The following is a 12,988-nucleotide window of genomic DNA, read 5'->3' on the forward strand; positions in this document are numbered from 1 at the left end:
ACTAGCTTTCTAAAATCTGGAATATGTGTTCATTATCATATTCATGCCATGAAAGCGCAACTGAATCGCAAAATAAGACAACAGCAAAGGCCGTCTGAATATCTTACAGACGGCCTTTGCGTTAGCTACATCATATCTATCTTATATAATGAATGAAATACGATGATTAATACTCTACTTCAAAAGGATAGGACACATGTATGACAACAATTTGCTATAATACAAAACTCATTTCAACCCTCATTCGAAATTCCATTTTCAGACGGCCTTTGTCTGTTTATAAGGCCGTCTGAAATGTTTTCCGTCCATCCTCTTTAGCCGAACCATGATTCCATCTGATTTCATTGACGAGCTTTTGTCCAAAGTCGATATTGTCGATATTATCGACGAGCAGGTTCCGCTGAAGAAAGGCGGGGCGAACTATATGGCTTGTTGTCCATTCCACAAGGAAAAGACGCCGTCGTTTTCGGTCAGCCCGACCAAGCAGTTTTACCATTGTTTCAGTTGCGGGGCGCATGGTTCGGCGATTGGTTTTGTGATGGAACATCAGGGGCTGTCGTTTCCGGAGGCGGTGCAGTTTCTCGCCGACCGTGTGGGCATGACGGTGCCTAAAGTGCGCGGGCAGGAAGACAATCCCGAAATCCGTGCCGAACGTAAGAAAAAACAGCAGACTTTGGAAGAAACGACGGCGGCGGCAGCGGATTTTTACGCGCAACAGTTGAAATTCAATCCGGCAGCGAAGGCTTATTTAGACAAACGCGGCTTGAGTGCGGAAGTCATCGCGCATTATGGTCTGGGCTATGCGCCCGACGGCTGGCAGCCTTTGGCACAAGTGTTCCAACCCTATCCGAATACTGCGTTGGTGGATACGGGCATGGTCATCGACAATGAGGGCAAACATTACGACCGCTTTCGCCATCGGATTATGTTTCCTATCCGTAATCCGCGTGGGCAGGTCATCGGCTTTGGCGGCCGCGTATTGGACGACTCCAAACCCAAATACCTGAACTCACCAGATACGCCTTTGTTCGATAAAGGGAAAAATCTTTACGGGCTATATGAAGGGCGTGCTGCCGTAAAAGAGGTCGGACGGATTTTGGTGGTCGAAGGCTACATGGACGTGGTCGCTTTGGCGCAGTTCGGTATCGGCTACGGCGTAGCGGCTTTAGGTACGGCAACCACGGCGGAACATGTCAAAATCCTGATGCGTCAGGCCGACAGTATTTATTTTTGTTTTGACGGCGACGGCGCGGGACGTAAAGCGGCTTGGCGTGCGCTGGAAAATGCGTTGCCGCAATTAAAAGACGATAAATCGCTGCATTTTCTCTTCCTGCCCGAAGAACACGACCCCGACAGCTACATTCGCGCCTACGGTAAGACGCAATTTGAAGATGCCTTGTTAAACCAAAGCAAGCCCCTTTCGGAATACTTTTGGGAACATCTTTCAGACGACCTCAACCTCAATACACAAGAAGGCAAAGCAGAATTGGTCAAAACCAGTTCCCCACTTTTAGCGCAAATTACCGCGCCGGCATTGGGCTATCTCCTGAAACAAAAACTCAGCGAGTTGGTGGGTATTGATCCTGACAACCTCGCCCAGTTACTCGGACAAGAAGCGCCCAAGCGGCACGTCAAACAAAAAAGTTACAAACTGCCGCCCATTTCTGTCAAACAGCCAACCATGCTGACACTGGTGCAAAGGCAAATTCGCAGCCTCTTGATAAATCCGGCTTGGGCTTCATATATAGACCTGCCCGATTATCTGGCGTTAAGCGGCGACTTTGCCTGCCTTGCCAATTTGGCCGAAACCATCAAAAATCACGCCACGATTCCGGCAACGGCACAAGTGCTTGAATATATGCGCGGTTCGCCCTATGAGGAAACCGTCAATCAAATCTTTTTATCAACCCTTCACTCTGAAGAAATGGAAGGGGATGACGAAGAAGATTGCGAAAGTTTCCAAATCGGCATGAAAAAGTTGTTAAATGAATTAAAATACAGTCAAATCGAAACTTTAAAGCAAAAAAGTATTCAAACCGGTTTGACCGAAAATGAAAAAAGACTATTGCTGTCGCTTTTGACGGCAAAGCAAAACTAACCCCTCAGGCCGTCTGAACAATCTAAACACACGCTGCGAAACATGATACGCAGAACACTCCATCCGTAATATTTTCAGACGGCCTCAGAGTATTAAAGTGAAATCTGATTTCACAACAAAAAGCTCTGCTCCGCCTTCAGGTACGGCCACATCACCGTAAACCGTCGGCATCCTATCAACCTAGAGAGCAATCCATGTCTAAAAACCAAAACTACGAAGAATACCAAGACCAAGATGACAACCGTCCCTTGAGTATCGAAGAGCAGCGCGCCCGTCTGCGTCAACTCATTATTATGGGTAAGGAACGCGGCTACATCACTTATTCCGAAATTAACGACGCGCTGCCCGACGATATGTCCGACGCCGAGCAAATCGACAACATCGTCAGCATGATTTCCGGCTTGGGTATCCAGGTAACCGAGCAGGCTCCTGATGCTGAAGACATCCTCTTGAGCGACAATGCCGCCGCCCTGACCGACGACGATGCCGTTGAAGAAGCCGAAGCGGCACTTTCCAGCGCAGATTCCGAATTCGGCCGTACAACCGACCCTGTGCGCATGTATATGCGTGAAATGGGCCAAGTCGATTTGTTGACACGCGAAGACGAAATCATTATTGCCAAAAAAATCGAAAATGCATTGAAAAACATGGTGCAGGCCATTTCTGCCTGCCCGGGTTCGATTGCCGAGATTTTGGCTTTGATCGAACAAGTCCGCAACGACGAAATTCGCGTAGATGAAGTGGTTGAAGCCATCATCGACCCTAATGAAGTTTTGTTAAACGAATTGGGTCTGGGTCATTTGGAAAATGCCAAACCTGACGATGAAGAAGGCGAAACCGACAGCGAAGTCGAAGATGACGACGAAGATGATGAAGATGACTCCGGCAGTGATTCCGAAGCCATGTCCGCCGCCCATTTGGCAGAACTGAAACAAAAAGTGTTGGAACATTTCGCCTTTATCGAGAGCGAATACGGCAAAATGATCAAGCAGCTGGAAAAACACGGCAGCCAACACGCCAACTACCTGAAACACCGCGATGCCATTGCCAACAAACTGCTGGAAGTCCGTTTTGCCACACGCCAAATCGAAAATTTGAGCAGCAACCTGCGCAGCCGCGTTGAAAACATCCGCAAACTCGAACGCGAAATTCGCGATATCTGCATCGACCGCGTGCGTATGGAACGCGACTACTTCATCGAAAACTTCCTGCCTGCCATTACCGATTTGGAATGGGTTGAAAAAGAAGTAGCCAAAGGCCGAGTATGGGCAAATGCCTTAGATCGTTTCCGCCACGCCATCCTTGAAAAACAAGCCGAGTTGGCCAATATGGAAACCGAAACCCGCATTTCCATTGAAGAGTTGAAAGAAATCAACAAAAACATGGTGTTGAGCGAAAAAGAAACCTCAGCCGCCAAACAAGAAATGATTCAGGCCAACTTGCGTTTGGTTATTTCCATTGCCAAAAAATACACCAACCGCGGCTTGCAGTTCCTTGATTTGATTCAAGAAGGCAATATCGGCCTGATGAAAGCGGTGGACAAATTCGAATACCGCCGCGGCTATAAGTTCTCGACTTACGCCACATGGTGGATCCGTCAAGCGATTACCCGTTCCATCGCCGACCAAGCGCGTACCATCCGCATTCCGGTTCACATGATTGAAACCATCAACAAAATGAACCGTATCTCGCGCCAATACCTGCAAGAAACCGGTGAAGAACCTGATTCCGCCAAACTGGCCGAGTTGATGGAAATGCCGGAGGACAAAATCCGCAAAATCATGAAAATCGCCAAAGAGCCGATTTCCATGGAAACACCGATTGGCGACGACGACGATTCGCACTTGGGCGACTTCATCGAGGATGCCAACAACGTTGCGCCGGCAGAAGCTGCGATGTACACCAGCCTGCACGAAGTAACCAAAGAAATCCTTGAAAGCCTGACGCCGCGCGAAGCCAAAGTGTTGCGTATGCGTTTCGGTATCGATATGAATACCGACCACACGCTCGAAGAAGTCGGCAAACAATTTGACGTAACCCGTGAACGTATCCGTCAAATCGAAGCCAAAGCCCTGCGCAAGCTGCGCCATCCTACCCGCAGCGACCGCCTCCGCAGCTTCCTCGACAGCGAAGAAAACAAATCATAAAAGCAAACCGCAGGTTGAAAGACCTGCGGTTTTTATTGGAATGTAAAAAGGCCGTCTGAAAACCAAATCTCAAAAGATTTAATCGTTTCAGACGGCCTTAAATTTATTTTGATAATTTATTCAGCCTCAGTGGTTTTCTTTTTCGAACGGCGTCGGCGGCGTTTAGGTTTGCCATCAGTTGATCCACTTTGTTTCTGACGTTTGTGATCATTGGCCGCAGTCATTTGCTGACGGGTTTCCTCATCGGCATGCTGGAAAGTTGTCCACCAAGAAGCCATCTCTTTATCAACCTCGCCAACTTCGCTACGCAAAATCAGGAAGTCATAAGCAGCACGGAAACGGGCTTGCGCCAACAGACGATACGGGCGCGCGCCGCGCATATTGTCAAATTGCGGCTGAAATTGCCAGATTTCACGCATGGTTGCAGAGAATCTTTGCGGTACGCCCCAACCTTTCTCCACCGTATCGCGCATGGTGTTCATCGCATCCATCAACGCAGGGACAGGTTTTTGACCATGGCTTTGATTGCGTTGCCAAATGGCGTTTAGTGTCGGCCATAATACCGCCGCCAATACAAAACCGACGGAAACGGACTTATCCGCACGAAGACGCTCATCGGTATTTTTCAAAGCCAACATAATCATACGTTTGTCGGCTGCTTCGGCAGTTTTCAAGGCATCTAAAAGCGGATGGATGCCTTCGGGAATACCCAACTCGTTCAACCGTTTCAAACAGGCACGGGAATGGCCGGAAAACAGGATTTTCATGATTTCGTCAAAAAGACGGGCCACCGGTTCATTTTTCAGACGGCCTGCATATTCGGCAATCGGCAAAGCAGTTTGCTCTTCCACTTCAAAGCCCAACTTACCCGACAAACGGACGGCGCGAAGAATACGGACAGGATCTTCCTGATAGCGTTCGGCAGGATTACCTATCATCACCAATTTCTTATCGGCAACATCAGCCACGCCTTGATGGAAATCCCAAATTTCCTCTTTAATCGGGTCGTAATACAGCGCATTGCAAGTAAAGTCGCGGCGCATGGCATCTTCTTCAATGCTGCCGTAAGTATTGTCCTTCATAATGCGGCCTTGCGCATTCTGCTGAACCTTATCGCCACCACGGAACGTCGTCACTTCAATGGTTTCGGGACCAATCATCACATGGACGATTTGAAAGCGGCGGCCGATAATGCGGCTGCGGCGGAATATTTTACGGATTTGCTCCGGTGTGGCATCGGTTGCAATATCAAAATCTTTGGGTTCAACCCCGAGCAACAAATCCCGAACGGCCCCCCCTACAACATAAGCCTGAAAACCGGCTTCATGCAGGCGTTTGGCAATTTTCTCAGCGGCAAAGCTCAACATATCCGCATGGATACCGTGTTGCTCAAGTGGGATAATTTCCTTTTCGGGCAACGACTTGACGTGTTTTTTAGGCAACACTTTATGCAGCCATTTTTTTAACATAAGCAGCTCTTTTCACAATAAAAAAGGCCGTCTGAAACTTGTCTGGCTTAAGCCTTTGCACAATATTCTGCCGCAGAAGGGGCAAAACATTGAGCAAAGGCTTCAGACGGCCTAAAAAAGACGTGCCATTATACCTTATGGAAGTTCGATTAATTAGCGTATTGACAAAAAATATCGGCTATAATAACGGTCTGACAACGATTCAGGCAAAACATCATGTACCACTACAAATCTGAAGCTACCCAATTCCTCGACAAACTCATGGCCGACCATCCCGAATTAGAAGCGCAACGCCTCGAAAACCGCCATTTACTGTGGGATGTAACCCTTAATCCGGCCGAACAGGCTGAATTTGAAGCGGCCAAAGTCAACAAAAAACCTTACACCTACTATCAAGACTAAACCGTATCGGTATGACGACCAACACCCACAATACCGATCCGGCGTTACAGCAGTACCTCAACAGCATCGGTCAGCACGAACATCCCGTTTTGACCGCATTGCGTGAGCGTACCCAATCACATCGTCTGGGAAAGATGGCTATCGCCCAAGAGCAGGCGGCCATGTTGGTGTGGTTGGCCAAGTTATTGAATGCCAAAAAATATTTGGAAGTTGGTGTCTTTACCGGTTACAGCAGCACCGCCATGGCGCTCGCCCTCCCCGAAGACGGCAAAATCACGGCTTGCGACATCAATGTAACCTTTACCGATATTGCCCGCGAAACATGGCAGGCCACAGGCATAGCGCATAAAATCTCGCTTCATCTGCAGCCGGCTTTGCTGACTTTGGACGATTTGATTGCGCAAGGCGAATCGGAAAGCTACGACTTGGCGCTTATCGATGCCGACAAACCGCCTACGCCGAAATATTTTGAACGCTGTTTGCAACTGGTACGGAGTGGCGGCGTGATTGCCATCGACAATATCTTGTTGGGTGGGCGCGTCATGAATGAAGCTGCCGAAAACGATCCGCCCAGCTTGGATATCCTGCGCCATTTCAACCAAAACCTGCCGCACGATACACGCATTATCCCCATTACCCTGCCTATCGGCGACGGTTTGACACTGCTGCTAAAAAAATAAAACGACACAATCTGATGAAAACATTATCACGTTCCCTGTTTCTTTTACCTCTTACTCTATTGGCCGCATCATGCGCCGTTTCCCATCCCCATCAACCTGCCGACAATGCCAACTTTGTCCTGCCGGATATTCCGCGTGAGCCTTTGCCTGAAAAAAATATTCCCTATCCGCGCTTGGACGAACAAACCCAGATTGACCACTTGGGCATACAAATCGCCCGACTGGAACGCACCGTTGAAGAATTAAATCAACGCCTGCACACATTGGAACAACAGCGAACCATCAAACGTCCAACCCCTTTGGCTCCCAAACCCAAAGCCCAGCGTTTGGACGACCGCAAGCTGAAAATGAACTATTTGGCCAATGGCGGCGGCGTGCCGTCTGAAACAGACTCAGCCGCACAAAACGAACTGCGCCTTTATAACCAAGCGCAAAAATACTATCAGCGCAACAACTTCTCCGCCGCAGTAGCCATTTTGAAAGAAGCCGACGGCGGCAACGGCAGCGAAATTGCCCGCCGCAATATGTATCTACTTCTGCAAAGCCAACAGCGTCTGGGCAACTGCGAATCCGTTATCGAAATCGGCAACCGCTACACCAACCGATTCCGCAACAGCCCGCAAGCTCCTGATGCAATGTACAGCATCGGCCAGTGCCAATACAAACTGCAACAAAAAGACATCGCCCGCAGCACATGGCGCAAACTGATACAAAGCTTCCCCAACAGCGAAGCGGCAAAACGCGCTTCCATCAGTCTCAAACAAAGATAAACGTTCAGACGGCCTTGTCATCCCCAGGGCCGTCTGAATATTTTTTACCCTTAATCCATTCAAGCAAAAGGAACTCCTCATGATCCAAGTCGGCATTATTATGGGCAGCAACAGCGATTGGCCGGTGATGCAGCAGGCAGCACAATTTCTCAAAGAATTCGGCGTTGAATACGAAGCGCGTGTCGTCTCCGCACACCGTACGCCTGATTTGATGTTTGAATACGCCGAAACCGCACGCGAACGCGGCATCAAAGCCATCATTGCCGGCGCAGGCGGCGCAGCGCATTTGCCGGGCATGGTCGCTGCCAAAACCACGGTTCCCGTCTTAGGCGTTCCCGTTCCCAGCAAATATCTGCGCGGCGAAGACTCCCTGCTTTCGATTGTGCAAATGCCCAAAGGCGTTCCTGTTGCCACATTTGCCATTGGCGAAGCCGGTGCGGCCAATGCAGCGCTGTTTGCCATTTCACTTTTGGCCAACGAAAATCCTGAATTGGCTGAAAAATTGGCGGCTTTCCGTGCCAAACAAGAGCAAACCGTTCTAGCCATGGAATTGCCTGAAGCATAACGGACTAAGGCCGTCTGAAAGTTGTAAAAGGAAACTTAGATTTCGTTTTACACTTTTCAGACGGCCTTGTTTATTGATCAAATTAAATCAACATCATGAAACCCCTGGCATTCATCCTACTCTCCACCCTACTTTGTGCCTGCCAAAGCCCAAGTATTCCTGCCCAATCAAACGCTACTCCATCTCAGCAACAAGCCCAAGATACTACCGGCAACCTGATTATCTTCTATGATGCACAAACCGGTTCTGCGCCATTGCTAAAAGCAGTCAAAGCCTCCGGTGCAAGTTTGATTTATGAATACAAAAACCTGAACGGTATTGCTATTCGTCCGTCTTCCAAGACCAAGATTGAAGATGCCATTGCCTATTTTAAAAAGGTAAACGGCGTATTGTCCGTCGAACAAGATAGGCTGCTGAAACTTCAATAACCGAGCTGGTTCTTCGGACTAATAAAAAAGCCGTCTGAAACGTATTACAACGTTTTCAGACGGCCTTTACTTGTTCAAAGCATTAAATCATGCCTCTGCCTTGCGCTTTTGGCTTGGCTTGGCCGAATTCCAGTTTGCTCAATGCGGAGAGGTAGGCTTTGGCAGTTGCCACCAACACGTCGGTATCTGCACCTTGGCCGTTGACCACACGGTCGCCACGTTGCAGGCGGACGGAAGTTTCACCTTGGCTTTCTGTACCTTGAGTTACCGCATTGACAGAGTAAATCTGCAAGGTTGCGCCACTTTGCGCCACGCTTTCAATGGCTTTGAAGATGGCATCAACAGGGCCTGATCCGCTAGCGGAAGCGTGTTTTTCTTCGCCGCGAATACTGAACACAATATCGGCGCGCGGTTCTTCACCGGTTTCGGTACTGATTTTTTGGGAAATGAATTTGTAGCTTTCGGTATTCATATTGCCCATTTCGTCAGACACCAAAGCGTGCAAATCTTCATCAAAGATTTCGCGTTTTTTGTCGGCGAGTTCTTTGAAGCGGGCAAATGCCGCATTCAACGCCTCTTCGCTTTCCAATTCGATGCCCAAATCTGCCAGCTTGCTGCGGAATGCGCTGCGACCGGAGAGTTTGCCCAAAGTCAGGCGGTTGGTTGACCAGCCGACTGATTCGGCCGTCATGATTTCATAGGTTTCAGGGTGTTTCAACACGCCGTCTTGGTGGATGCCTGATTCATGTGCAAAGGCGTTTGCGCCAACTACCGCTTTATTTGGCTGAATCGGATAACCGGTAATGGTGGACACCAGTTTGGATACCGGCACGATTTGCGTGGTATCGATGCCGGTTTCCAAGCCGAACAAATCATGACGCACTTTCAACGCCATCACGATTTCTTCAAGGCTGGCATTGCCTGCGCGTTCGCCTAAACCGTTGATGGTGCATTCCACCTGGCGCACGCCTGCCTGAACGGCGGCCAGCGAGTTGGCAACCGCCATCCCCAAATCGTTGTGGCAGTGGGTCGACCAGACTACTTTGTCGCCGTTGGGTACGCTTTTGATGATGTTGCTGATACGCTCGTACCACACGGAAGGGATGGAGTAGCCGACAGTATCGGGAATATTGATGGTGGTCGCGCCCGCTTCGATAACCGCTGTAAAGATTTTGGCGAGGAAGTCCAAATCCGAACGCACGGCGTCTTCGGCGGAAAATTCCACATCGTCGGTGTATTCTTTAGCAATTTTTACCGCTTTGACCGCCGCATCGATGACCTGCTGCGGCTTCATTTTCAGTTTGTGCTCCATGTGGATCGGGCTGGTGGCGATAAAAGTGTGAATACGTTTATTCGGCGCAGGGGAAACAGCTTCGCCTGCTTTACGCACATCGTTTTCAACGGCACGCGCCAATGAGCAAACTGTAGATTTAGTAATGATTTTGGCAATCGCATTAACCGATTCAAAATCGCCCGGACTGGCGGCGGCAAAACCCGCCTCAATCACATCCACGCCCATTTTCTCCAACTGGCGGGCAATACGGATTTTCTCCTCTTTGGTCATGGATGCACCGGGCGACTGCTCGCCGTCGCGCATGGTGGTATCGAAAATGATAACGCGGTTGGTTTGTGTCATTTCTGTTCTCTCCAGAGATTCATTTTTTTGTAAAAAAGCATTCAAATCAAGCGGTCTGCCTTGCGCTTCCGCCAAAGCGGTCAGTTTTTGCAACTGAACCAAAGGCAGGGAACCGCGTGTACGCCATTTGTAGATAGCCGCTGTGGTCGCAGCATTTTCCGGGTCGTGCTGTTTCAGGGCTTCGGCCAGCGCGTTTACGCCGCCAAAATAGGCAACCAAACGGTCAATGTCTAATTGCATGATGTTCCTTGTCCAAATCTGATTAAGATTATTATGTTCTGGTTTTGCATTATACTCATTTTAGACAAAATGACAATCTATTTTTATAAAAATATTGGTGTAAATTTTAAAAATTGAGAAATTTTTATACATTTTGTCTAATTGAGACTATTAAAAGCTCCTCTCAAACCGAACACATCCTAAATATAGTAAACTAATCCTCTATTTTCACGATTTGAAACACATTATGCCCCATACCATCCCTACCAGCCGCTCCGACATCGAATGGCGCAACGAAAGCACACAAAAGCCACCCAAGCAGGCGGTTTACATACAAGAAGTAGGCGCAGCAGAAATCTTAAAAAATGCCCACGCGCAAACTGCAACTGTTTGGACTGGCGATTTTCACAATGCCAAGCAAGTCTTGGCCGCAATGAAAAAACGTATCCGCAGGCCGTCTGAAAAAAAGAAAGACGCACCTGCCGATATTCAGACGGCCTTTCACGCCCACCGTATGAAACAAGCTCAGCAAAGCCGTTTGCTCAATATGCTTGCCGTTGAAATTCAACCGAATTTTCAACTGGACAATGCACGCGTACCCGACATCTACGCTGCTCTGTGCGATGTTTACGAAACACCAAACGACAAACCGTTTCTTTTGCCGCTGAATCAATTATTGGGTTTTATCGGTGCACACGAATGGCACAAAAAAGGCATAGACATTCCGCAGCTAGACGGAAAAATCCATGTTCCTTTCGGCGTATTCTCTCCACTGCGTGGCGAATATTTGGATTTAATCGCCCAAGCACCACTCGCTCCCAATATTCAGACAGCCTTTGACATCGGCACCGGCTCAGGTGTTATTGCCGCAATTTTGGCCAAACGAGGCATACCCGACATCATTGCCACAGACACCAACCCCAAAGCAATTGCCTGTGCCACAGCAAACCTCAAACGCCTAGGCTTGGATAAAGCCGTCAACATCCAATCGATTGATTTATTTCCCGAAACTTGCGCCGACCTTATCATCTGCAATCCGCCTTGGCTGCCGGCAAAACCGACCTCCGCTATTGAGACTGCACTTTACGACCCAAACAATGCCATGTTGACAGCCTTCATTAACGGCGTACGTCATCACTTAAATCCAAACGGCGAAGCTTGGCTGATTATTTCAGATTTGGCAGAACACTTGCATTTGCGTGATAAAGACTTTCTAAACCAATGCTTTCAGACGGCCTCACTCAATGTAGTCGATATTTTGAAAACCAAACCGCAACACAAAAAAGCAATAGATGAATCCGATCCTTTGGCGTTTGCCAGAAACAAGGAAACTACTTATCTATACCGTTTGAAAGCGATATAAAATCAAGGCCGTCTGAACATTCAGACGGCCTTTAAGCATTTCCACAAAAGAAAACGGCATATCGTAAAGATATGCCGTTGATGGGAGCAGGGACTGCTATATTTGGCAGTGGTTTGTGTTTTAGTCCTCTTGCGCCGCTGTTTGCAGGTAGTTTGGCAAACCAACTTTACCAATTAATTCCTGCTGAGTTTCAAGCCAGTCGATGTGTTCTTCGTTGATGTCTTTTTGTTTTTCCAACAAATCACGGCTGACGTAGTCTTGTTGCTCTTCTGCAAGAGCGATGGCTGCAACCAGAGCATCATGTTTTTCATACTCTTTTTTCAGATCGCAGGCAATGATTTCTTCGGTAGATTCACCGATCAACAGTTTACCCAATTCTTGCAGATTAGGCAGGCCTTCCAAGAACAAAATACGCTCGATCAAATCGTCTGCGGATTTCATTTCGCGGATGGATTGTTTGAAGAAGTGTTCGCCCAATTCTTCAAAACCCCAGTTTTTCAAAATGCGGGCATGCAGGAAGTATTGGTTAATGGTAATCAGCAACAAACCTAAGTTTTTGTTCAGCTCGCGAATAACTAAGCGATCGCCTTTCATATTCAGCTCCTTATATGTTATAGGCTAGATTACAGTTGGCTTTGGTAGTAGTTGCCTTCGCCGACCAATTCGATCAGACGCAGTTGTTGTTCCAACCAGTGAGCGTGATCTTCTTCAGTGTCTTTCAGTTGGGCAACCATCAAATCGCGGGTAACATAGTCTTGAGCTTCTTCGCACAATTTGATACCTTTTTTCAGCGCATCGCGTACTTCGTATTCAGTGTTCAAGTCTGCTTTCAGGCAAGAAATTACGTCAGTACCGATGTTCAGTTCGGCACGGGTCATTTTAGGCGTACCGCCCAACATCAGGATACGACGGATGAAGTCTTCGGCGTGAGTGGTTTCTTCTTCCATCTCGTGGCTCAAACGTTCGAACAATTTGGTGTAACCCCATTCAGAGTACATGCGAGAGTGAATAAAATATTGGTCGCGAGCAGCCAACTCACCAGACAATAATTCGTTCATGTAATCAATAACTGCTTGGTTGCCTTGCATAATTCTTTCTCTTTCTTTTAAAAGTTGATAATCACGAAATGAAGATTCGTGTGTTGTTAGGGAATGAGGTAATTGTATGCACAAGTAGCACTTTTGACAAATTTTCTATTTAAAATACAAACA

At 48.1% G+C, this 12,988-nt stretch carries 12 protein-coding genes; 8 read left to right on the top strand and 4 right to left on the bottom strand.

Annotated elements, in window-relative coordinates; genetic code table 11:
* Nucleotides 1–325: 325 nt before the first annotated feature.
* Together dnaG and rpoD are read left to right on the top strand one after the other, a co-directional pair.
* Nucleotides 326–2,098: a DNA primase gene (gene dnaG / locus ACTHRY_RS03525; protein WP_049322063.1), complete on the top strand. Its 1,773-nt coding sequence runs from the start codon at nt 326–328 to the stop codon at nt 2,096–2,098.
* Between the two features lie 194 nt (nt 2,099–2,292).
* Nucleotides 2,293–4,245, top strand: coding sequence for an RNA polymerase sigma factor RpoD (gene rpoD / locus ACTHRY_RS03530; protein ID WP_036491012.1), 1,953 nt, complete (start codon nt 2,293–2,295; stop codon nt 4,243–4,245).
* 116 nt (nt 4,246–4,361) lie between these two features.
* On the opposite strand, the gene ACTHRY_RS03535 is transcribed toward rpoD, so the two are convergent.
* Nucleotides 4,362–5,714: a polynucleotide adenylyltransferase PcnB gene (locus tag ACTHRY_RS03535; protein ID WP_049322062.1), complete on the bottom strand. Its 1,353-nt coding sequence runs from the start codon at nt 5,712–5,714 to the stop codon at nt 4,362–4,364.
* Between the two features lie 216 nt (nt 5,715–5,930).
* Between ACTHRY_RS03535 and ACTHRY_RS03540 the strand changes: the two genes are divergently transcribed.
* From ACTHRY_RS03540 to ACTHRY_RS03560, 5 genes are all read left to right on the top strand, one after another.
* On the top strand, nt 5,931–6,116 hold the full coding sequence (locus ACTHRY_RS03540; protein WP_003746542.1) for a DUF3460 family protein: 186 nt from the start codon (nt 5,931–5,933) through the stop codon (nt 6,114–6,116).
* Between the two features lie 11 nt (nt 6,117–6,127).
* On the top strand, nt 6,128–6,796 hold the full coding sequence (locus ACTHRY_RS03545) for a class I SAM-dependent methyltransferase (protein ID WP_049322061.1): 669 nt from the start codon (nt 6,128–6,130) through the stop codon (nt 6,794–6,796).
* Nucleotides 6,797–6,810: 14 nt separating this feature from the next.
* Nucleotides 6,811–7,566: a tetratricopeptide repeat protein gene (locus tag ACTHRY_RS03550; RefSeq protein WP_049322060.1), complete on the top strand. Its 756-nt coding sequence runs from the start codon at nt 6,811–6,813 to the stop codon at nt 7,564–7,566.
* 79 nt (nt 7,567–7,645) lie between these two features.
* Nucleotides 7,646–8,131, top strand: a complete 486-nt coding sequence (gene purE / locus ACTHRY_RS03555) for a 5-(carboxyamino)imidazole ribonucleotide mutase (RefSeq protein WP_003686478.1) — start codon at nt 7,646–7,648, stop codon at nt 8,129–8,131.
* Between the two features lie 95 nt (nt 8,132–8,226).
* Entirely contained in the window at nt 8,227–8,559 is a 333-nt protein-coding gene (locus ACTHRY_RS03560; protein ID WP_049322058.1) for a hypothetical protein, read from the top strand.
* A gap of 82 nt (nt 8,560–8,641) precedes the next feature.
* Here the strand turns inward: ACTHRY_RS03560 and ACTHRY_RS03565 are convergent, their stop codons facing one another.
* Nucleotides 8,642–10,435: a 2-isopropylmalate synthase gene (locus ACTHRY_RS03565; protein ID WP_049322268.1), complete on the bottom strand. Its 1,794-nt coding sequence runs from the start codon at nt 10,433–10,435 to the stop codon at nt 8,642–8,644.
* 226 nt (nt 10,436–10,661) lie between these two features.
* Here ACTHRY_RS03565 and ACTHRY_RS03570 point away from each other — a divergent pair, with 226 nt between their 5' ends.
* On the top strand, nt 10,662–11,777 hold the full coding sequence (locus ACTHRY_RS03570) for a methyltransferase (protein WP_049322267.1): 1,116 nt from the start codon (nt 10,662–10,664) through the stop codon (nt 11,775–11,777).
* 120 nt (nt 11,778–11,897) lie between these two features.
* On the opposite strand, the gene bfr (ACTHRY_RS03575) is transcribed toward ACTHRY_RS03570, so the two are convergent.
* On the bottom strand, nt 11,898–12,371 hold the full coding sequence (gene bfr, locus ACTHRY_RS03575; protein WP_003680736.1) for a bacterioferritin: 474 nt from the start codon (nt 12,369–12,371) through the stop codon (nt 11,898–11,900).
* Nucleotides 12,372–12,400: 29 nt separating this feature from the next.
* Nucleotides 12,401–12,865 (bottom strand): bacterioferritin, encoded by a 465-nt coding sequence (gene bfr / locus ACTHRY_RS03580; RefSeq protein WP_049322266.1) that lies wholly within the window; start codon nt 12,863–12,865, stop codon nt 12,401–12,403.
* Between the last annotated feature and the right edge of the window lie 123 nt (nt 12,866–12,988).

Source organism: Neisseria sp. P0004.S004 (assembly GCF_051963335.1).
Taxonomy (GTDB): Bacteria; Pseudomonadota; Gammaproteobacteria; order Burkholderiales; family Neisseriaceae; genus Neisseria.